Source organism: Rhodospirillales bacterium (assembly GCA_016710335.1).
Lineage (GTDB): Bacteria > Pseudomonadota > Alphaproteobacteria > Rhodospirillales > Defluviicoccaceae > JADJXQ01.
The window spans coordinates 287,666-309,360 of sequence record JADJXQ010000005.1; the positions used below are offsets into that span (position 1 = coordinate 287,666).

The window sequence follows — 21,695 nt, forward strand, 5'->3', positions numbered from 1 at the left end:
TCGAACCCGGCGGTCATCGCCTTGCGAGCTGGGGGGGAAACTGGTACCAAAGAAGAAACGCGGACACGCACCGAATTTGCCCACCGGTCCCGCTTCGGCCCACCGATCCCGCTTCGGGATGAGGCGCGCCGCGATCGTCTCCGGGGTCTCACCGTCGACAATGGACATGCTCTACCGATCGTCGCTCTATGCGCTGACCCTCAGGGGGCGGCGGCCGGAGCGCATCGCATGCACTCTGCAGCCGTCGTGGCCGGACGACCGCGAGCTGGCGCTGGCGGTGATGGACGGCGCCTTCCTGTTTGCCGGCCGCCGCTATCCACTTGGGCAGGCGCCCTGGGCGGCGCTGCTGCAGTCGGACGCGATGGCCGCCGCCCTGCACGAATTCGGCTGGCTCGCCGATCTGCGCGCGCTCGGCTCGAAGGCGGCGCAACAGCGGGCCAAGGCGCTGGTCGGCGGCTGGATTGACTCCAACCGTCGTTGGAGCACCCCGGCATGGCGTGCCGACGTGCTCGGCCGCCGCCTGACCATGTGGATCGCCGCCGCCGACTTCCTGCTCGCCGACGGCGATGACGGGTTCCGCGACCGGTTCCTGGACTGCCTGGGGCTTCAGGCCCGCCATCTGGCTCGGGTGGGCGGCCGACGTCGCGGCGACGCCGGCGCCATCGCCGCCGCCAAGGGGCGGCTGGCGTGCGCGCTGTGCATCGACGTCGGCCACTATCAGGCGGCGATGGATCACCTGTGCCGCGAGATACGCGCCCAGGTGCTCCCGGACGGCGGCCATGTGCAGCGCAATCCGTCGCTGGTGCTGCAAGTGTTGCGGGACCTCATCGACATCCGCGCCGCCCTCCAGTCCGCGCGCCAGGAGATCCCGGATGACATTGTCGGCGCCGTGGAACGGATGGTGCCGATGCTCCGCGGCCTCCGGCTCGGCGACGGCGCCCTCGCCTTGTTCAACGGCGGCAAGGAGGAGAACCCATGCCTGATCGATGCGGTGCTGGCTCGCACGGCGATCAGGGGCAAGGCCATCAGCGATGCGCCGCAGGCCGGCGTACAGCGCATCGCCACCGGACGAACCACCTTGGTCATGGACGCCGGACCGGCGCCGGTTCACGGCAATCGCGCCCATGCCGGCGCCTTGTCGTTCGAAATCAGCATCGGGGCGGACCGCCTCGTGGTCAACTGCGGCGCGCACTGGGGGGATGATCTCAAGTGGCGGCGGGCGATGGCCGGCACCAACGCCCACTCTACCCTGGCGGTCGACGACAGCGACTCGGCGGACATTGCCGCGGATGGCCGTTGCCGAACGCCTGCACGGGTCGAAGCGGCGCGGCGCGAGGAAGAAGGACAGGTGTGGCTCGACGTCAGCCACGACGGCTATCGCCGCAAGTACAAGCTCATTCACCGCCGGCGTCTTTACGTCAACGAATCTGGGGACGACATTCGCGGCGAAGATACGCTGGAAGGGCCGATCGCGGTGCCGTTCAAGGTCCGCTTTCACCTTCATCCAGAGGTGCGGGCGTCGATGATCCAGGATGGATCGGCGGTGCTGTTGCGGACGGCCGGCGGCGGCGGCTGGCGCTTCATCGGCGCCGGCGGAACCCTCGCCCTCGAAGACAGCGTCTACCTCGGCGCCTCGGACATGCCGCGGCGCACCCTGCAGATCGTCGTCGCTGGTTCGCCGCACGAGGCCGGCGGGCAGGTCAAATGGGCGTTCCGGCGCGAGGACGACGCATGAGCCCGCTGTTTCAGCGCTCCGATCGTTGTCGCATGTGCAGCGACACGAGGCTGGACCGCGTCGTCTCCCTGCCGCCGACGCCGCTCGCCAATGCCTTCGTTGCCGGCGATGACGTGGGCGAACCTCAAGTCACGTATCCGCTGGACCTCCATCGCTGCCGCGGCTGCGGCCATGTGCAGCTTCGCGACCTGGTCGATCCGTTGGCGGCGTTTCAGCGCCGGAGAACGGCCAGCGCCGAGGTGGCGGCCGTGTGCCAACGGGTCCGTACCCGCGCCGGCGATATCCTGACGGACATCCAGCCTCGCCGTGGTTCCCTGGTGGTCGTGCTGGGATCGAACGACGGGACGGTGCCGGCGGTGTTCCAGGAGGCCGAACTCCGCGTCTTCGGCGTCGAGCCGGCGGTCGATCTCGCTCGCGCCGCCATCGCCGCCGGCGTCGACACGTTCCCCGGGTTTTTTTCGCCGGCCATCGCCGCCCGCATTGAAGAGGAGTCGGGACGGGCGGCGCTGGTGATCGCCGGGAACGCGCTCGTCCATGCGCGCGATCCGCAGGGGTTTCTGGAAGGCGTCCAGCTTTTGCTGGCGCGGGACGGCGTGTTCGCTTTCGAGGTTCCCTACCTGCCGGACATCGCCGAGCACCTCCTGGTCGACGCCATCCGCCATGACGTGCTCGACCACTACACCCTGGCGCCGCTCGTGAACATGCTGCACGCCTGTGATCTGGAGGTGATTTCGGCAACCGCAGCGCCGCTCGGCCGCCTCCGCGGATACGCTCAGCATCTCGGCGGCCCCCGCCCGCACGACGGCTCCGTCGAGCGCCTGCTCGAGCGCGAGGCCTGCGGCGCTCCGGTGCTGGCTGGCCACATCGAGACGCTGGCTGGCCGCTTGCAGGCACTGAAGAAGGCGCTCGCCGACGTCCTCGGCGAAGGACGGCGCAACGGGCGGCGCTTCGCCGGCTTCGGCGCCCCGGCCACGGCCACCACGCTGATGTACGCCCTCGGTCTCGACGCCGAAGCCCTCGACTTCATCGTTGACGATTGCGCATGGAAGCAGGGACTCCGTACGCCGGGCCTGCATGTGCCGATCCTGTCGCCGAATGCACTGTATTCCGAGAAGCCGGACGACGTCGTGCTCTTGTCCTGGGACTTCGCCGACGCCATTGTGGAGCGTCACGCTGCGTTCTGCGCCGGCGGCGGGCGCTTCATCGTGCCGCTGCCGGAACTGAAAATCATCTCCGGCGCCGTGGAGCGAAGTCCGAGCGGACAATGAGCGCGGCCGTCCTCATGGCGGCGGCCGTGGCCGTCGGCGCGGCGACCTGGGCGTTGACCGGCATCGTCCTCGGCCAGTTGCGCCGCCACGCGGTCTTCGATCACCCGAATCTCCGCTCCAGTCATTCAATGCCGACGCCCCGTGGCGGCGGAATTGCCGTCATCGCGGTGCTGATGGTGGCGTGGGGGGCGTTCGCCGTCTGCTTCGACGCCGGCAGCCGCGACCCGGCGCCCGCCGTGCTGCCGTGGGTGATCATCGCCGGCATCGTCCTGGCGGTGATCTCATGGTTCGATGACCTCCGAGGGTTGCCGGTTGCGCTGCGCCTCGCGGCGCAAATTGTGGCGGTCGCGACTGTCCTCGCGGTGGCTCCGGCGGAGGGACCTTATCTGGCGGGCCTGCTGCCGCCTTGGCTTGACGAACTCGCGGCAGGCTGCCTGTGGCTGTGGTTCATAAACGCCTTCAATTTCATGGACGGCATCGACGGCATGGCCGGTGGCGAGACGGTGGCGATCGGCCTTGGCGTCGTCGCGGTGATCACGACGGCGGGCCTGCACGACAGCGGCGCCGGCGACCGCCTGGCCTTTGCCGGCGCCACTCTCGCGGCGGCGGCGCTCGGGTTTCTGGTCTGGAACTGGCATCCCGCAAAGATCTTCCTCGGCGACGTCGGCAGCATTCCGCTCGGCTTCGTGACTGGCTGGCTATTGCTGGATTTGGCCAGCCGCGGTCAGCCCGTGGCGGCGCTGATCCTGCCACTCTATTACTTGTCCGACGCCACGCTCACGCTCGCGCGCCGCCTGATTCGCGGCGAGCGGCCGTGGGAGGCGCACCGCGACCATGTATACCAGCGCGCGGTGCGGCGCGGTCTCGGCCACGCCGCCGTGGTGCGCCGCGTCATGGTCGCCAACGCCGCGCTCGTCGTGCTCGCCCTCATGGCGGCGTTGGGGTGGGGCGTACTCGCCGCATTAGGCGCTTGTCTTATTGTCGTCGCTTTGTTGGTCAATCTCTCCGTGTCAAGATCGCAACACCAGCACCCATTTGAGGGAGCTAATGCCCCATGACACGCGTTCTGGTTACCGGCGCTACCGGCTTTATCGGTCGCGCGCTTTGCCCTGCGCTTGTCCAGGCCGGCCTGCCCGTAGTCGTCGCCACCCGCAACCCCAGCATCACGTCTCACCTGACCGGCGTTGACGTGCGCGCGATCACCGGCCTCGGCCCGCGGGTCGACTGGCGCGCGGTGCTGCGCGACGTCGGCGCGGTCGTCCACCTCGCCGCCCGCACGCCGGTACTGGACGAAGCGGAGGACGCGGAGACCGTCGCGGCCTATCGGCGCATCAACGTCGACGGCTCCCGCAAGCTGGCGGAGGACGCGGCGCGCGCCGGCGTCCGCCGCTTCGTCTTCGTCAGCACCGCCAAGGTGCACGGGGACCACTCACCGCCCGGCGCCGCGATGTCGGAGCAGAGTCCCGTGAATCCTGCCTCCGCATACGCTCGTTCCAAGGCCGATGCCGAATCAGCGCTTGCCGAAGTGGCTGCGGCCCATGCAATGGAGCTTGTTGTGGTGCGGCCGCCGCTGGTCTATGGCCCCGGGGTCGGCGGCAACATGCTGGCTCTGCTCAAGCTGGCCGCCCGCGCTCGGGTTCTGCCGTTCGGCGCGATCCGCAACGCTCGCAGCCTGATCTACGTCGGCAATCTTGCCGACGCGATTCGGTGCGCATTGCAGGCGCAGGACGCGGCGGGCCGGGTCTACCTGGTGCGCGACGGCGAGGACTTGTCGACGCCGGCGCTCCTTCGTCTCGTGGGAGAAGCGATGGGGCGGCGCCCGCTCATGCCCTTCATCCCGACGGCGGCGCTCAAGCTCGCTGCGACGATGACCGGCCGCGGCGCGGCTTTCGCCAAGCTTGCCGGCTCGTTCCAGATCGACGACGCCCGCATCCGGCGCGAACTAGGCTGGACCCCGCCCGTACCCGTGCTACAAGGAATGCACGAAACAGCGGCGTGGTACACTACGAAAGCGGGACGATCGTGAGAGTTGCTCAGTGGATCCAGGCGCGACTTCGCATCCCGCGCCGGGGCTGGGTGGTGTTCGGCCATGACGTGATCATGGCCGGGGTGTCGTTCCTGTTGGCCATGGTCCTGCGGGTCGGCGACGAAATCTTTCTATTCTTTCCCCCCGTCACCCTCGTCCAGGCGACCCTCGTCTTTACCGCCATCGCGGCGGTCACCTTCCTAGCCACCAATCTCTATCGCGGCGTGTGGCGCTATGCGTCGCTGCCGGATCTGATGGCCATCCTGCGCGCCGCCACCATCACCATCGCGCTGTTCCTGCTCGTGCTGTTCCTGTGGACGCGGCTGGAGCCGATGCCGCGCTCGGTGCCGTTCATCAACTGGCTGGTGTTGATGGCGCTGCTCGGCGGACCTCGGTTTCTCTACCGGACCAACAAGGACCGGCGGATGGACCACAAGCTGGAGGCCGAGGCCGGGCGGAAGGTGCCGGTGCTGCTCGCCGGTGTCGGCCATGAAGCGGCGCTTTTCATTCGCGCCCTTCGGGAGGAGCCGCAACGCATCTATACTGTCGTCGGCATGCTGGCGGAAAAGCGCAAGAGGGTCGGCCAGGAAGTCCAGGGCGTTCCGGTGGTCGGCACCATCGACGACCTGACCAGGGCGGTGAAGGAGTTGAGCGCCTCCGGCCGCCGCCCGGAGCGGCTGATCCTGACCCGCGAGGTCATGGACGGGGTGAAGGTCCGGGCGTTGCTGGAGGAGGTCAGCGCCCTCGGCATGACCATGGCGCGCCTGCCGCGGCTCACGGATTTCCGCAGCGGCGCCGGCGAGCGGTTGGAGGTGCGCCCGATCGACGTCGAAGATCTCCTCGGGCGTCCGCAGACGCCGCTCGACCGTGAGGCCATGGCGGCGCTGATCGCCGGCGGCCGGGTGGTGGTGACGGGCGCCGGCGGCAGCATCGGCAGTGAGTTGGTGCGCCAGATCTCCGATTTCGGTCCGAGCGAGCTGGTGCTGCTGGATGCGTCCGAATTCAATCTCTACAGCATCGAGGCAGAAGCGAGGGCAAGGCACCCCCGTCTCCCCTGTCCGGCGGTATTGGCGGACGTTCGCGACCGGCGCCGCATTCGCCGGCTGTTTCGGAGCGTCCGACCTGAACTGGTGTTCCACGCGGCAGCGCTCAAGCATGTGCCGCTGGTGGAGGCCAACCCGTTCGAAGGGATTATGACCAACGCCATCGGCACGGCCAATGTCGCGGATGCTGCGGTCGAGACCGGCGCCGCGGCAATGGTGTTCGTCTCCACGGACAAGGCGATCAACCCGACCAGCATCATGGGCGCCAGCAAGCGCATCGCCGAGCGCTACTGCCAGGCCCTCGACGTGGCGCGCGGGCTGACCGCCGGCGGGCGAACCCCTGGCACGCGGTTCGTCACCGTCCGCTTCGGCAACGTGCTGGGCTCCACCGGCTCCGTCGTGCCGCTGTTCCAGAAGCAGATCGCCGCTGGCGGGCCGGTGACGGTGACCCACCCCGACATGAAACGCTATTTCATGACCACCCGCGAGGCGGTCGAACTCGTGCTCCAGGCCTCCGCCCTCGGCGTGCGCCGCGACGGCCTCGAGGGTCGGATCTTCGTTCTCGATATGGGGGAGCCGGTGCGCATCCTCGACCTTGCAAGCCAGATGATCCGCCTCGCGGGGCTCCGTCCCGACGCCGACATTGCCATCGCGTATACCGGCATCCGGCCAGGGGAAAAGCTGTTCGAGGAGTTGTTCCAAGACAACGAGGCGCTGATCCCGACCGACCACCAGGGGCTATTGCTGGCGGCGCCCGAGGCGGCGGACATTGTCGAGATGCGCCGCTCCCTCGAGCGCTTGGCGCGCGCCTGCACCGACGCCAACGATGCCCGCATGCGCCTCCTGGTCCAGAACCTGGTGCCGGAGTTCCGGGGCCGGACCGAAGTGGAGGTTGAGCCGGGAGCGGTTTCGGCGTGAATGAAGGACGATACGCTATTTGTAATATGCCGATGCGCGGTCGGGTAGAGACCGCCGCCCGGATCTGATGTTCAGCGCAACGCGGGCTCTCGCACACACGATATCGCACACATTATATTGTTGAGGGGACTTGCGGCGACGGCGGCGGCGCACGTGGCGCCGATCCATAATGTCGCCGCACGACAGAGCAGGATTATTGATGACCGCACCATCCGGCGTCACAAGAAGGCGGGGGCTCATTGCGCTCGCCGTGCTCGGCATGCTGATTGCCGCGGCCGTCCTCTACATGCGGAGCGGAACCGGCGACGCGTCGCCGGGCGATGCCGCGAAGGCTGCAGCCGGCGGCGCTGGCGCTGGCAACCGGCCGCCGCCGCCGGTGACCGTCAGCAAGCCGGCGATACGGGACATCGTCGAGTGGAAGGAGTTCACCGGTCAGTTCGAAGCCGCCGAATTCGTCGAGATCCGCGCCCGCGTCGCCGGCTACCTGACGTCGATCCACTTCAACGAGGGGCAACTGGTCAACGCGGGCGACCTGTTGTTCGTCATCGATCCGCGCCCCTTTGAGATCGCACTCGAGTCGGCCAAAGCGCAACTCTCCGAGGCCACCACCCAGATGGAGTTGGCCCAGGTCCAGCTCGAGCGAGCGGAGACGTTGCGGCAGCGGGACTTCACGTCCGAAAGCACCTATGACCAGCGGCAGGCGGAACTGCGATCCGCAACCGCTGCCGTGGATGCGGCCAAGGCAGCGGTCCGCGCCGCGGAACTGGATCTGGAATTCACCCACCTGAAGGCGCCGGTCAGCGGCCGCGCGGGGAGCCACCTGGTCAGCGTCGGCAACCTGGTGGCCGGCGGCACCAGCGGCACCCCGACCCTGTTGACCACCATCGTCTCCCTCGATCCCATCCATTTCGTGTTCGACGTCAGCGAAGCGGACATGCTGGCCTACAAGCGCGCCGTTCAGCGCGGCGACCTGCCGTCCGCTCGCGACGAGACGATCACCGTTTATGGCCAGTTCACCGACGATGAGGAATGGCCCCTGAACGGCGCCATTGATTTCATAGACAACCAGATCGACCGCTCGTCAGGCACCATCCGCAAACGGGCGGTGTTTTCCAATGCCGATCTGTTCGTTACTCCCGGCCAGTTCGGTCGCCTGCGCGTCCCGGCCTCTGGAAAGCACACCGCCATGCTGGTGCCGGAGGAGGCCATCGTGACCGACCAGGCCAACAAACTCCTATACACGGTCACCGACGACGGCACCGTTGCGCCCAAACCCATCGTTCTCGGGCCGCAACTCGACGGCAACCTCAGGGTCGTGCGCTCCGGCGTATCTCCGGACGATCGGGTCATCATCAACGGTCTGCTGCGCGCCCGGCCGGGCGCTAAGGTGACGCCGGAGCAGGGGCTAATAAACGCCGACAACTTCGCTGTTCCCGAATGACCGGGCGCAACGCGACATGACCTTCTCCCACTTTTTCATCGACCGCCCGATCTTCGCGGCGGTCGTCTCGATCTTCATCACGCTGATCGGCGGCGTCGCCTTTTTCACGCTGCCGGTCGCCCAGTACCCCGAGATTGCGCCGCCGTCGGTGGTCGTTCGCGCCCAATACTCCGGCGCGTCCGCGGAGACCGTCGCCCAAACCATTGCCACGCCGCTGGAGCAGGAGATCAACGGCGTCGACAACATGTTGTATATGACGTCCCAGTCGACCAGCAACGGACGGTTGATGTTGACCGTCACCTTCGCCCTCGGCACCGATCTGGACGAAGCCCAGGTGCTGGTGCAGAACCGCGTGGCGCTCGCGGTGCCCCGGCTTCCCCAGGAGGTGCGGAACGTCGGCGTGTCCGTCGCTAAGCAGTCGCCCGACCTGCTCATGGTGATCCACCTGAGTTCGCCGGACGGGTCGCGCGATCAGCTCTACCTCACCAACTATGCGACCCTCAGCGTCAAGGACATCCTCGCCCGCATCGACGGCGTCGGCAACGTGACCGTGTTCGGGGCGCGCGACTACTCCATGCGAATCTGGCTCGATCCCGAAAAGATGGCGGCGCGCAAGCTGACTGCGGGCGACGTCGTCACGGCGCTCCGGGAGCAGAACGTGCAGGTGGCGTCCGGCGTCATCAACCAGCCCCCCGTGCCGTCGCCCGGCGCCTTCCAACTCAACGTCGAGACCCAGGGCCGCTTGACCGACGTGGAGCAGTTCGGCGACATCATCGTCAAGGCCGACGCGAAGGGCCGCGTGACCCGGGTGCGCGACATCGCGCGGGTGGAACTCGGGGCCCAGGACTACGAGTCCAACGGCTATCTGGACGAGCGGGTCGCGGTGCCCATGGGCATCTTCCAGCGCCCGGGATCGAACGCGCTGGAGACCGCAGACCGGCTGACGGCGACCATGGAGCGGCTGTCCCAGTCGTTTCCGCCCGGCCTCCGCTACGATATCGTCTACAACCCCACGCAGTTCATCGCCGAGTCCGTGCGCGAGGTCTTCGTCACGATCTTCGAGGCGGTCGCCCTGGTGGTGGTCGTCATCGTGCTGTTCCTGCAGACCTGGCGCGCCTCGATCGTCCCCATCGTCGCCATCCCGGTGTCGCTGATCGGCACCTTTGCAGTGCTCTCTGCGCTCGGCTTCTCGCTCAACAACCTGTCGCTGTTCGGACTGGTGCTGGCGATCGGCATCGTCGTCGATGACGCCATCGTCGTGGTGGAGAATGTGGAGCGCAATCTGCGGGAGGGGCTGTCGCCGAAGGACGCGGCGCACCGGACCATGGACGAGGTGGGCGGCGCGCTAATCGCCATCGCGCTGGTGCTCTCGTCCGTGTTCATTCCGGCGGCGTTCATCGGCGGCATCTCCGGGCAGTTCTTCCGTCAGTTCGCGGTGACTGTGGCCACATCGACGATCATCTCCCTGGTGGTGTCGCTGACCTTGAGCCCGGCGCTCTGCGCACTGCTGTTCAAGTCCCATAATGAAACGCCGCACGACCGCGGCTCGCCCCTGACCCGCCCGTTCCGCGCCTTCTTTCGCGGGTTCAACCGCGGCTTTGACCGCCTCGCATCCGGGTACGGAGGCATGACCCGGCGCCTGGTGCGCATCCCCGTGATCATGCTCCTCATATACGCAGGCTTGGTCGGCTTGACCGGCTGGCAGTTTACGATGGCGCCGACCGGCTTCATCCCGCAACAGGACCAGGGCTATCTGATCGCCGTCATCCAGCTTCCGCCGGGGGCTTCGCTCGACCGCACAGACGAGGTGATGTTGCGTGCCGCGCGCACGGCCTTGGCCGTCGACGGCGTCGCCCACGTGGTGCCGATCTCCGGCCTCGAGGGCAGCACGTTCACCAACGCGCCGAATGCCGGCGTCATCTTCACGATCCTGGACCCTTTCGAAGAGCGCGCCGAGGCCGGCTTGAGCGCCGACAAAACGCGGGAGGCCCTGAACGCGCGACTCCAGGGCATCCAGGAAGCCTTCATCCTGGTCATCGCGCCACCGTCGGTGCGGGGCATCGGCTCGACCGGCGGCTTCAAGATGATGGTGGAGGATACCCGCGGCCGGGACCTCAAGGCGCTCGAGGCGGCCGTCCAGGATCTGGTCGCCGCCGCCAACCAGACGCCGGGCCTGGCAAACGTGTTCACCCTGTTCAACACCCGCACGCCCAAGGTCTACGCCGACATCGACCGGGTGCGCGCCGAGATCCTGGAGGTCTCCGCCGACGACGTGTTCGAGACCCTGGAGACCTATCTCGGCTCGGTATACGTCAACGATTTCAACCTGCTCGGCCGCACCTACCGGGTCACGGCGCAGGCCGACGGGCGGTTCCGCCAGGACATCGACGACATCGCCGACTACAAGACCCGCAACGCCGGCGGCGAGATGGTGCCGATCGGCTCGGTCGCGTCGTTCCGCGACATCACCGGCCCCTACCGCCTTGCCCGCCACAACCTCTACAACGCGGCGGCGGTGCAGGGATCGACCACACCCGGCACGTCCACGGGCTACGCCCTGGAGACCATGGAGCGCCTCGCCGCCGAGCGGCTGCCGGAGGGCTATCAGTTCGAGTGGACGGAGTTGTCGTACCAGGAAAAGCAGGTCGGCGACACGACCCTCTATGTGTTCACTGCCGCCGTGGTGTTCGTGTTCCTGCTGCTCGCGGCGCAATATGAAAGCTGGGGGCTGCCGCTGGCGGTGATCCTCATCGTCCCCATGTGCCTGCTTGCCGCCATCAACGGCTTGCTGCTGCGCGGAATGGACGTCAACATCCTCAGTCAGACCGGCTTCATCGTGCTGGTCGGGCTGGCGGCGAAGAACGCCATCCTGATCGTCGAGTTCGCCAAGCAGAACGAGGACGCCGGCCTCGACCGCTTCGAAGCCGCCGCGCAAGCCGCGCGCGTCCGTCTGCGGCCGATCCTGATGACGTCGCTGGCGTTCATTCTCGGCGTCGTGCCGCTGGTGATCGCCACGGGCGCCGGCGCCGAAATGCGCCAATCCCTCGGCACCACCGTGTTCTTCGGCATGCTGGGCGTGACCCTGTTCGGCCTGATCTTCACGCCCGTCTTCTACACCGTCATCCGCCGCTTCGTCCCCGCGGCGCGCCGGGACCCGGCGCCCGATGCCAAGCCCCGGCCGCAACCAGCCGCCCCGTGACCAAGTGCGCTATATCAGGAACTGTTCCTTGATGATGCGTTCCTCGAGGTCGTGCTCGGGGTCGAACAACAGGGTCAGTTCGGTCTGCCGGTCCTCGTGTACGACGACGGAAACCACGTCGCGCACCTCGGTGAAGTCGGCGGAAGCGCTGACCGGGCGCAGTTCCGGCATCAGCACGTCGATGGCGATGGTGACCTTGTGCGGCACCACCGCGCCCCGCCAGTGCCGCGGGCGGAACACGCTGATCGGTGTCAGCGCCAGCACGTGCGCGCCGAGCGGCAGGATCGGCCCGTGCGCGGAGACGTTGTAGGCGGTGCTCCCGGCCGCCGTCGCCACCAGCACGCCGTCGCAGATCATCTCCGGCATGCGCATTACCCCGTCCACCTTGATCTGCAGCTTGGCGGCGAAGCGGGTCTGTCGAAGGAGAGAGACCTCGTTGATGGCCAAGGCCTCGCTTCGCGTACCGGCGCGGTCGATTGCCGCCATGCAAAGGGGGTTGAGGCGGATCGGCTCGGCTCGCGCCAGCCGCTCCTCGAGGCCATCCTCATCGAACACGTTCATCAGGAACCCGACCGAGCCGCGGTTCATGCCGAAGATCGGCACCTCGCGGTCCATGTAGCGGTGCAGCGTTTCCAACATGAACCCGTCGCCGCCGAGGGCGACGATCACATCCGCTTCGTCGGGCGACGCCGCACCGTAGCGCTCGGAAAGCCGCGCCAGGGCAAGCCTGGCCTCCTCGTGCTCGGATGCGACGAAGGCGACGGATCGAAAGGTGTTCATGCCGGGACCTGCCTCAGCAGCGTGTCCAGGGTGGTGGAAAGCCGGTCCAGGTCTTCCGGTTCCGACAGCCGGTGCTCTGCGTCCTTGACCAGGGTCACCTCCACGTCCGCGCTGCGGAGCCGCTCGGCGATCGCGAGCGCCGTCCGCCACGGCACGTCCGGGTCGCGCATGCCGTGGATGAGGCGGACCGGGCAGTCGAGCGGGATTTCGTCCCGCAGCACCAGGTGATTGCGCCCCTCCTCGATGATCAGCCGGGTGACCGGCGTCGGCTCCGGGTCGTAGGGGCTGTAGACCGGCACCACCCCGTCCCGCTCCAGGATGGTTTTCTGGTCCGCGGTCAGGGTCTCGTTCATCAGGTCCTCGGTAAAGTCCGGCGCCGCCGCGATGCCAAGCAGCGCCGCCACCCGTTCCGGCCGCTTCAGCGCCGCGAGGAGCATGATCCAGCCGCCGAGGCTGGAGCCGACCAGGATCTGCGGCCCCTCGGTCAGACGGTCGAGGACGAATACGGCATCCTCCGTCCAGCGGCCGATGGTGCCGTCGACGAAGGCGCCGGACGATGCGCCATGGCCGAAATAGTCGAACCGCACGTAGCCGTGGCCGCGCTCCCGGCAGAACCGTTCCAGGCAGAGCGCCTTGCCGCCGGTCATGTCGGACATGTAGCCGGTCAGGAACACCACGCCCGGAGCCTTGCCGGGCGTGCAGTGATAAGCAATAGTCGCGCCGTCCACCCGCTGCGCCGTCTGCAGCGGCGGTTCCTCGAGCGCTTCGGCGACGGCCATGATTGCCTCCCCTGGTCCGATACGGCCGGATGATCCTAAAGCGGCTGGAGAGCATAAATCACGCGGCCATGGCGCAGCACGACCGGTTTCCGACCATCCTGCAGGTGCTGCCGGCGCTCGGCGCCCAGGGCGGGGTCGAGCGCGGATGCGTCGATGTCGCCGCCGCCATCGTCCGCGCCGGCGGCCGTGCCATCGTCGCCTCGGCCGGGGGCCCCTTGACGCCAGTCCTGGAGGCGAGCGGCGCGAGGCATGAACGCCTGCCGCTCGAAAGCAAAAACCCCGCCGCAATGGCCGCCAACGCCTGGCGACTCGCGGCGCTGGTCCGCCGCCACGGAGTCGACGTCGTGCACGCCCGCTCGCGGGCTCCGGCGTGGTCTGCCTGGGTCGCGGCGCGCCGCAGCGGCTGCCCCTTCGTCACCACCTTCCACGGCACCTACGGCGCCGGTAATCCCATGAAACGCCGCTACAACAGCATCATGACCCGCGGTCGGCCGGTGATCGCCATCTCCCGGTTCATCGCCGCGCACATCCAAAGCGTTTACGGGCTTTCGGAGCGGCACATCCGCATCATCCACCGCGGCGCCGATATCGGGGCGTTCGCTCCGGAGCGGGTATCGCCCGAACGCGTCGCGGCGCTGGCGGCGCGATGGGGGCTCCGCGACGGCGCGCCGCTGGTCCTGCTCCCCGGGCGGCTGAGCCGCTGGAAAGGGCAGGCGGTGCTGATCGAGGCCATGGCGCGCGTTGGGCGCCGCGACGTGCGCACCGTCATCCTCGGCGACCACCAGGGACGCGTCGATTACCATCGCGAACTGCAGGACCTGATCGTCCGCCACGGCCTCGGCGAGCAGGTCCTGATCATCGGCCATTGTGACGACATGCCGGCGGCGTATCGCCTGGCCGACGTGGTGGTGTCGGCTTCGATCGAGCCGGAGGCGTTCGGCCGCGTCGCGGTGGAGGCGCAGGCGCTCGGACGGCCGGTCATCGCCACCGACCATGGCGGCGCACGGGAAACCGTGATCGAGGGCGAGACCGGCTGGCTCACCCCGCCGGGGGACGCCGCGGCGCTGGCGGCGGCACTGGAGCGGGCGCTGGCGTTGGGCGGCCACGAGCGGGCGCGGATGGCGGAGACGGCCATCGCCCACGTGCGGGCCAATTTCACCAATGACGTGATGTGCCGGAAGACCCTCGCCATCTACCGGGAAGCCGCGGGGGGACGGCGCGCGTGAAGACCGAATCGATCCTGGTCATCAAGCTCGGCGCCCTCGGCGACTTCGTGCAGGCGCTCGGGCCGTGCGCGGCGATCCGCGCGCACCACCGGACCGCCCGCATCGTGCTGCTAACCACGGCGCCGTTGGTGGCTCTTGCGGAGCAGGCGCCGTACTTCGACGACATCTGGGTCGACGACCGGCCGCGGCCGGCCGAGGTGCACCGCTGGCTCGGCTTGCGCCGGCGTCTGCGCTCGCGGTCGTTCACGCGAGTCTATGATCTGCAGACCAACGGGCGTAGCAGCGCGTACTTCCGGCTGTTCTGGCCGGGGCCACGTCCGGAGTGGTCCGGCATTGCCCGCGGCGCGTCGCACCCCCATGTCAACCCCCGCCGCAACGCCATGCACACCCTCGATCGCCAGGCCGAGCAACTGCGCCTCGCCGGCATCGACATCGTTCCGCCGCCGGATCTGTCGTGGCTCAAGGGCGACATCGGCGGGCTCGGCATCGCTGCGCGGTTCGTGCTGCTGGCGCCGGGCGGGTCCGCGCACCGGCCTGGCAAGCGTTGGCCTGCTGCGAGCTACGCCGCTCTCGCGCAAACGCTCGCCGCGCGCGACCTGCAGCCGGTGCTGATCGGCACGGCGGCCGAAGCCGACGTCCTGGAGGAGATCCGCCGGCGCTGCCCGGCTGCCGTCTCCCTGGCCGGCCGCACTAGCCTTGCGGAGCTTGTCGTGCTGGCGCGCCATGCGGTCGCCGCGGTCGGCAACGATACCGGTCCGATGCATCTGGCGGCGGCCGCCGGCTGTCCAATGCTGGTGCTGTTTTCCCGCGAGTCCAACCCCGCGCAGTGCGCGCCGCGTGGGCCGGCGGTGCGCATCCTGCGGCGCGAGGCTCTGACGGAACTGGGGGTCGAGGAGGTCCTCGAGGCGTTCGACAGCGTGCTCGCGGCGGCAGCCGGCGCTTGACACGCCGATGCGCCGATCTAGATTGCCGATGCATGGCGACGGTCGAACCCCAATTGGACGCACAGCGCATCATCCGCATCACGTTGCCCGACGGCAGCGTGCGTGAAGAGGCGCGCCCGGTGTCGGGTGCGGATCTGGCCGCCTCGATCGGCCCTGGCCTCGCCAGGGCGGCGATGGCGATCCGCGTCAATGGCGCCTTGAAGGACCTGGCGACGGTCATCGATCGTGACGCCGAGGTCGCCATCCTGACCTCCCGGGATGCCGACGGCCTGGAACTGCTCCGCCACGACGCCGCCCATGTCATGGCCCAGGCGGTGCAGGAGCTTTATGCCGGGACCCAGGTCACCATCGGCCCCGCCATCGAGAACGGCTTCTACTACGACTTCGCCCGCGACGAGCCGTTCACCCCGGACGACCTGGAGCGGATCGAGACGCGGATGCGCGACATCGTCGACCGCGACCTGCCGATCGTCCGCGAGGAGTGGGACCGCGACGAAGCGGTCACTTACTTCACGTCCATCGGCGAGCACTACAAGGCCGAGATCATCGCCGACCTTCCCGCCGACGAGCCGATCAGCGTCTACCGGCAGGGCGACTGGCTCGACCTCTGCCGCGGGCCGCACCTGCCGTCGACCGGCCGGCTCGGCAAGGCGTTCCGGCTGATGAAGCTGGCAGGCGCCTACTGGCGCGGCGATTCCCGCAATCCCATGCTGCAGCGCATCTACGGCACCGTTTGGCCCGACGACAAGCAACTCACCCAGTACCTCCACATGCTGGAGGAGGCGGAGAAGCGGGACCACCGCCGGGTCGGCAGGGAGATGGACCTCTACCATTTCCAGGAAGAGGCGGCGGGTTCCGTGTTCTGGCACCCGAAGGGCTGGATGCTCTACCGCACCCTGCAGGGCTACATGCGCGATCGCCTGGAAGCCGCCGGCTACGTCGAGGTCAACACGCCGCAACTTGTGGATCGCAGCCTGTGGGAGCGCTCGGGGCATTGGGAGAAGTTTCGCGAGCACATGTTCACCGCCGAGGCGGAGGAGAAGGTGCTGGCGCTGAAGCCCATGAACTGCCCCGGCCACGTGCAGATCTTCCGCCAGGGGATCAAGAGTTACCGCGACCTGCCGCTGCGCATGGCGGAGTTCGGCTCCTGCCACCGCAACGAGCCGTCGGGCGCCTTGCACGGGCTGATGCGGGTGCGCGCCTTCGTCCAGGACGACGCCCACATCTTCTGCACCGAGGCGCAGATCACGTCGGAAACCAAGGCGTTCTGCGAGTTGCTGCTCGGCATCTACAGGGACTTCGGGTTCGAAGACGTCATCGTCAAGTTCTCGGACCGGCCCGAAAAGCGCGCCGGGTCCGACGAGACATGGGACCGGGCGGAACGGGCGCTGCAAAGCGCGACGGACGCGGCTGGCCTCGAGACCGTGTTGAACCCGGGCGAGGGCGCCTTCTACGGGCCTAAGCTGGAGTTCGTGTTGCGAGACGCCATCGGCCGCGACTGGCAGTTGGGCACGCTGCAGGTGGACTTCGTGCTGCCCGAGCGCCTCGACGCAAGCTACGTGGGCGAGGACGGCGACAAGCACCGCCCGGTCATGCTGCATCGCGCCGTGCTGGGCTCGTTCGAGCGCTTCATCGGCATTCTCGTCGAACACCATGCCGGCCGCCTGCCGCTGTGGCTGGCGCCGGTCCAGGTCGTGGTCGCGACCATCACTTCGGACGCCGATGACTATGCCCAGGACGTGCAAGCGGCTCTGGCGGCGGCGGGGGTGCGCGCCGAACTCGACGTGCGCAATGAAAAGATCAACTACAAAATCCGCGAGCATAGTCTTGCAAAGGTTCCGGTTATGGCTGTAGTCGGCGCCCGCGAGCAGGAGAACCGCACCGTGGCGCTGCGACGTCTCGGCGGCAAAACGCAGGAAGTTCTTGCGCTCGATGAGGCTGTTGCTACACTTGCCGGTGAGGCGGCCGGCCCTCCAAGTCGGCCGCGAGGGTGAACCGCGTTGAAGGGCACGACTTGAGAGTCTCCGATCCGGCTGCACACGCCCGTAGGTTCAAGGCGGCAACGGCGCCCTCGTCAGCCATGACATCATGAAAATTCGTAACGCGATCGTCTCGCCGATGATTATTGGCATCGGCGGCGGGATTGCGGTTGCTGTCCCTGTCCGGGAGCGGAGAGGGCTCACTGCGCTTGCGGGTCCGAGGGGGATCGCGGCGCCAGACGAGGAGGTTCGACTATAGCGAGGATTCCGTCCAATCAGCCGCCGTCCCGCGATGGGCCGCGCGTCAACGAAGAGATCGACAACGCCACGGTGCGCGTCGTCGACCAGAACGGGGAGCAGTTAGGGGTGATCAGCGTCGGCCGCGCCATTTCTTTGGCGGCGGAGTCCGGCCTTGATCTGGTGGAAGTGGCGCCCAACGCCGACCCGCCGGTCTGCAAGATCCTCGATTTCGGGAAATACAAGTACGAAGCCCAGAAAAAGCGCAACGAAGCGCGCAAGAAGCAAAAGACGATCGAGGTCAAGGAAATCAAGATGCGCCCCTCGATCGACGAGCACGACTACCAGGTCAAAATTCGCAACATGCGGCGCTTCCTCGACGATGGCGACAAGGTCAAGGTGACCATCCGCTTTCGCGGGCGCGAGCTGTCGCACCAGGACCTGGGCATGAAGGTTCTCGATCGGGTCCGCGACGAACTGGAGGAACTCTCCAAGGTCGAGCAGATCCCGAAAATGGAAGGCCGCCAGATGGTGATGGTCATCTCCCCGCGCTGACCCCGGCGCGGGCAGTCACTGCAGCGCGGGATGCGGTAATGCGTCACTTCAAAGCCCAGCTGAGTTGGCGCCCCATCGCTCACCGTCCGACTGCCTCAAGCACCCTGACCAGCATGTAAAGTAAAACACTGCTGGTGAAGCGCGGTCCTTGACCGCGGTGGCCGGCGGGGCTATGTTCGGATAACGTTCTTTTCCGCTGTCTGCCGGGCACAGGCTTTTCGGTCGTGCCCTTCTGGTCGCGTGCTGGCCGTACGGTTGATCGATACCAGTCACTCAACTTCCGATAGAATCCTTTGGATTCAATCGTTTAGACCGGTGCCTGCATACATCCGACTACATCCGCATACATTTTCAGCATCGAAACGGACACAAAACGTTTGATAACAATATCTTAGGTCCGTCCTCCGCGAACAGAACCGCCACAAAACCGGGAGGAACCGGGCTCAGCGGGCGGGGCGGAATGAGTTGGCGATGGCGATCAGGTGGCGCAGCCTGCGCTCGTTCATCGCCTTGATCTCGGTGAAGTACCACAGGCCGTCGACCTCCTGCAGCCGCAGGATCAGGTATTGCCGGAACGGTCCCACCTGGTAGACGCAATACAACTCCCGCATATCGCCGGCGGCGTTGTAGGCCGCGTTCGGCCCTTCGCAGAACTCCAGCGGCAGCTTCGAGAGCGCCTCCAGCCCCTTGAACAAGGTCGGCACCGCATCCCGCAGAACGTCGAAGGCAGGGTCGCCGAACGGGCTGTCGGGGCTGCCGAGCAGGTCCTCCGCGGCCGCCCCGTCGCCCACGTCGCCGGTGAGCCGGCGGGTTAGCCAGGCGTCGGGATCGTCCACCGCGCCGGTCACCGCCCGGAGGTGAATGGCGCTCAGGTTCGAGAAGGGGCCGTCGTCGGGGCGAACGGTGGCGAGGCTGTGCCATTCGGCGTCTTCCGAGCGATCCAGTTCGGTCACCGTCTTGAAGCCCGGAGGAAGATCGAACCAAGACCGCGCCGCCATCGCCGGCGCGCCGCCCGCCACCAGGACGAGGATGATCAGAACCGGCGGCATCCAGTTCCTCCTCGCCCGGAGGACGACCCTGGCCGTGCTTGTCGTCGTCATGCTGCAGTCCTCTTGAGTTTGCGCCTCTTGAGTTTGCGCCTCTTGAGTTTGCGCCCGTCGCTTCCGGCGTGCAATCGCCGCGAACTCGTGGGACAACTGCGACATGATGGTCGACAGTGAGTCCGCTGGGCGGGAGCCGGTGCGTCGGGTGATCTACTTCGCGGACCCGATGTGCTCGTGGTGCTGGGGCTTCGCGCCGGTCATCGCCGCCGTCCATGACATGCTCGGCGCCTGGGCGCCGATCAGCCCCGTCATGGGCGGGCTCCGACCCGGCACCATCAATCCGATGCGCGACAAGGACAAGGCCGCCGTGCGCCACCATTGGGAGGCTGTCCACAAGGAGACCGGCCAGCCGTTCGACTTCTCGTTGTTCGATCGCGACAACTTCGTCTACGACACCGAACCGGCATGCCGGGCGGTGGTCGCCGTGCGCAGCGTGGCGCCCGAGCAGACTTTGCGCTACCTGCACGCGGTACAGCGGGCGTTCTACGCCGAGGGCCGCGATGTCACGACGGCCGCCACCCTCGCGGACATCGCCGGCGAATTCGGCATCGGCGCCGAAGCCTTCGCCGACATGTTCGCTGCGCCGGACATGGCCGCCGCCACGCGGGCCGATTTCAAGCTGACCCAGTCGGCGGGAATCTCCGGGTTCCCCAGCGTCATCCTCCAACAGGCCGACGAGTTCGCGCCGCTGACCGTCGGATACCGCCCTTTCGCTCTCCTGCAGCCGCACCTTCAAGCCTGGATGAACGCGGCCTCGGCCTCATGACCGTTGCCCCGCCTGGGGTTTGACCTATACTGCCGCCGCGTCTCCGGCGCTCCCGTGCAACCGCGATGCGGAACCCCCGATCATGACCCGCGACGTCAAAAAGGTAGTGCTCGCCTACTCGGGCGGCCTCGATACCTCCGTCATCCTGCGCTGGCTGAAGGACGCCTACGACTGCGAGGTTGTCACCTTCACCGCCGACATCGGCCAGGGGGAGGAGTTGGAGCCGGCGCGTCGCAAGGCCGAGCAGATGGGCGTCAAGGAGATTTTCGTCGACGACCTGCGGGAAGAGTTCGTCCGCGACTACGTGTTCCCGATGTTTCGCGCCAATGCCCTCTACGAGGGCGCCTACCTGCTCGGCACCTCGATCGCCCGGCCGCTGATCGCCAAGCGCCAGATCGAGATCGCCGAGAGGTCGGCGCCGACGCCGTCGCCCATGGCGCCACCGGCAAGGGCAACGACCAGGTGCGCTTCGAGCTGACCTACTACGCCCTGAAGCCGGACATCCGGGTGATCGCGCCGTGGCGCGAGTGGGACCTGACCTCGCGGAGCCGCCTGATCGCCTATGCGGAGCAGCACCAGATCCCGGTCCCGAAGGACAAGCGCGGCGAGGCGCCGTACTCCATGGACGCCAACCTGCTCCACATCTCCTACGAGGGCAAGGCGCTGGAGGACCCTTGGCAGGAACCGGACGAGGGCATGTTCCTCCGCACCGTCGCGCCCGAGGACGCTCCCGACACCGCGACGACGCTGGAGATCGCGTTCGAGCGGGGCGATCCTGTCGCCGTTGACGGCGAGCCGCTGTCGCCGGCGGCGCTGTTGGATCGTCTCAACGTCATCGCCGGCAGCCACGGCGTCGGCCGCGTCGACATCGTCGAGAACCGCTTCGTCGGCATGAAGTCGCGGGGCGTCTACGAGACGCCGGGCGGCACCGTCCTTTTGCATGCGCGGCGAGCGGTGGAAAGCATCACGCTCGACCGCGCCGCCGCCCACCTCAAGGACGACCTGATGCCGCGCTATGCCGAGCTGATCTACAACGGCTTCTGGTTCGCGCCGGAGCGGGAGGCGCTGCAGGCGCTGATCGACCATACGCAGGAGCGCGTCACCGGCACGGCGCGGGTCAAGCTCTACAAGGGCAACGTCATCGTCACCGGCCGCAAGTCCCCCTACAGCCTCTACAGCGAGGCGGTGGCGACCTTCGAGGAAGAGCAGGTCTACGACCAGCGCGACGCCGCCGGTTTCATCAAGCTCAACGCGCTCAGACTGCGGCTCGGGGCGCGTCCGGACGCGTCACGGCCGGACTGATTTCAGTCGTCGTCCTCCGGCGGCGCCAGCAAGGCCCGCACCTCGGCGGCGGTGAGAATGACAGCGCCACCGTCGAACCCCGGATCGGCCCAGGCGTCGCTTGCGGCGCGGTGGTCGCGGCCGCGGCGGTCACCCGCGATGCGCCGTTCGTCGAAGCTGCGAAACGCGTAGGGGCGCACCGTCACCAACTGCCCCTGGCGGTCTTCCGCCGCGATGGGCGTGCGGCCGCGGCCGCGACGATCCTCGCCCTGGCGCCGGTCGTCGTTGCGCCGGTCCTGGTGCCAGCGGCGATCGCCTAGGGCAGGGAGGCCATACCTGTTGCCGTGGTCGTCCCGATCTTCGTTCATTCATGCATCCCGCGCTGTCATCCGCCGTTTTCGGCAACTCGGATCAT

The 21,695-nt window shown here is 67.7% G+C and carries 16 protein-coding genes and 1 pseudogene; 13 read left to right on the plus strand and 4 right to left on the minus strand.

What is annotated here, in order from left to right; all coding sequences use genetic code 11:
- The first annotated feature begins 118 nt into the window (after positions 1-118).
- From IPM60_11065 to IPM60_11095, 7 genes are all read left to right on the plus strand, one after another.
- Entirely contained in the window at positions 119-1,735 is a 1,617-nt protein-coding gene (locus tag IPM60_11065) for a heparinase II/III family protein (GenBank protein MBK8908417.1), read from the plus strand.
- A complete protein-coding gene (locus IPM60_11070) occupies positions 1,732-3,003 on the plus strand; it encodes a methyltransferase domain-containing protein (protein ID MBK8908418.1) in 1,272 nt (423 codons plus the stop codon). Before IPM60_11065 ends, IPM60_11070 begins: the two co-directional genes overlap by 4 nt.
- The gene (locus tag IPM60_11075) at positions 3,000-4,061 is read left to right on the plus strand and encodes a glycosyltransferase family 4 protein (protein MBK8908419.1); all 1,062 of its coding nucleotides are present in this window, start codon (positions 3,000-3,002) and stop codon (positions 4,059-4,061) included. Before IPM60_11070 ends, IPM60_11075 begins: the two co-directional genes overlap by 4 nt.
- Entirely contained in the window at positions 4,058-5,029 is a 972-nt protein-coding gene (locus IPM60_11080) for an NAD-dependent epimerase/dehydratase family protein (GenBank protein ID MBK8908420.1), read from the plus strand. The genes IPM60_11075 and IPM60_11080 overlap by 4 nt, the downstream gene beginning before the upstream one ends.
- A 74-nt stretch (positions 5,030-5,103) precedes the next feature.
- On the plus strand, positions 5,104-6,990 hold the full coding sequence (locus IPM60_11085; GenBank protein MBK8908421.1) for a polysaccharide biosynthesis protein: 1,887 nt from the start codon (positions 5,104-5,106) through the stop codon (positions 6,988-6,990).
- 259 nt (positions 6,991-7,249) lie between these two features.
- Positions 7,250-8,431 (plus strand): efflux RND transporter periplasmic adaptor subunit, encoded by a 1,182-nt coding sequence (locus tag IPM60_11090; GenBank protein MBK8908422.1) that lies wholly within the window; start codon positions 7,250-7,252, stop codon positions 8,429-8,431.
- A gap of 16 nt (positions 8,432-8,447) precedes the next feature.
- Complete coding sequence (locus IPM60_11095; GenBank protein MBK8908423.1) at positions 8,448-11,630, plus strand: efflux RND transporter permease subunit; 3,183 nt, start codon at positions 8,448-8,450, stop codon at positions 11,628-11,630.
- Between the two features lie 9 nt (positions 11,631-11,639).
- Here the strand turns inward: IPM60_11095 and IPM60_11100 are convergent, their stop codons facing one another.
- Complete coding sequence (locus IPM60_11100; GenBank protein ID MBK8908424.1) at positions 11,640-12,410, minus strand: NAD kinase; 771 nt, start codon at positions 12,408-12,410, stop codon at positions 11,640-11,642.
- Positions 12,407-13,189: an alpha/beta hydrolase gene (locus tag IPM60_11105; protein ID MBK8908425.1), complete on the minus strand. Its 783-nt coding sequence runs from the start codon at positions 13,187-13,189 to the stop codon at positions 12,407-12,409. The genes IPM60_11100 and IPM60_11105 overlap by 4 nt, the downstream gene beginning before the upstream one ends.
- A gap of 68 nt (positions 13,190-13,257) precedes the next feature.
- On the opposite strand from IPM60_11105, the gene IPM60_11110 reads away from it, so the two are divergent.
- From IPM60_11110 to IPM60_11125, 4 genes are all read left to right on the plus strand, one after another.
- The gene (locus IPM60_11110; GenBank protein ID MBK8908426.1) at positions 13,258-14,415 is read left to right on the plus strand and encodes a glycosyltransferase family 4 protein; all 1,158 of its coding nucleotides are present in this window, start codon (positions 13,258-13,260) and stop codon (positions 14,413-14,415) included.
- Entirely contained in the window at positions 14,412-15,359 is a 948-nt protein-coding gene (locus IPM60_11115) for a glycosyltransferase family 9 protein (protein ID MBK8908427.1), read from the plus strand. The genes IPM60_11110 and IPM60_11115 overlap by 4 nt, the downstream gene beginning before the upstream one ends.
- Positions 15,360-15,427: 68 nt before the next feature.
- Entirely contained in the window at positions 15,428-17,353 is a 1,926-nt protein-coding gene (gene thrS, locus IPM60_11120) for a threonine--tRNA ligase (GenBank protein MBK8908428.1), read from the plus strand.
- A 249-nt stretch (positions 17,354-17,602) separates the two neighbouring features.
- Positions 17,603-18,130 carry a translation initiation factor IF-3 gene (locus tag IPM60_11125; GenBank protein ID MBK8908429.1) on the plus strand — a complete coding sequence of 176 codons (528 nt, stop codon included), beginning with the start codon at positions 17,603-17,605 and terminating at the stop codon, positions 18,128-18,130.
- Between the two features lie 443 nt (positions 18,131-18,573).
- On the opposite strand, the gene IPM60_11130 is transcribed toward IPM60_11125, so the two are convergent.
- Complete coding sequence (locus IPM60_11130; GenBank protein MBK8908430.1) at positions 18,574-19,230, minus strand: hypothetical protein; 657 nt, start codon at positions 19,228-19,230, stop codon at positions 18,574-18,576.
- A gap of 106 nt (positions 19,231-19,336) precedes the next feature.
- On the opposite strand from IPM60_11130, the gene IPM60_11135 reads away from it, so the two are divergent.
- Positions 19,337-19,999, plus strand: coding sequence for a DsbA family protein (locus tag IPM60_11135; protein ID MBK8908431.1), 663 nt, complete (start codon positions 19,337-19,339; stop codon positions 19,997-19,999).
- Between the two features lie 82 nt (positions 20,000-20,081).
- A pseudogene (locus IPM60_11140) lies at positions 20,082-21,301 on the plus strand (argininosuccinate synthase).
- Between the two features lie 2 nt (positions 21,302-21,303).
- On the opposite strand, the gene IPM60_11145 reads toward IPM60_11140, so the two are convergent.
- A complete protein-coding gene (locus tag IPM60_11145) occupies positions 21,304-21,648 on the minus strand; it encodes a hypothetical protein (protein ID MBK8908432.1) in 345 nt (114 codons plus the stop codon).
- Between the last annotated feature and the right edge of the window lie 47 nt (positions 21,649-21,695).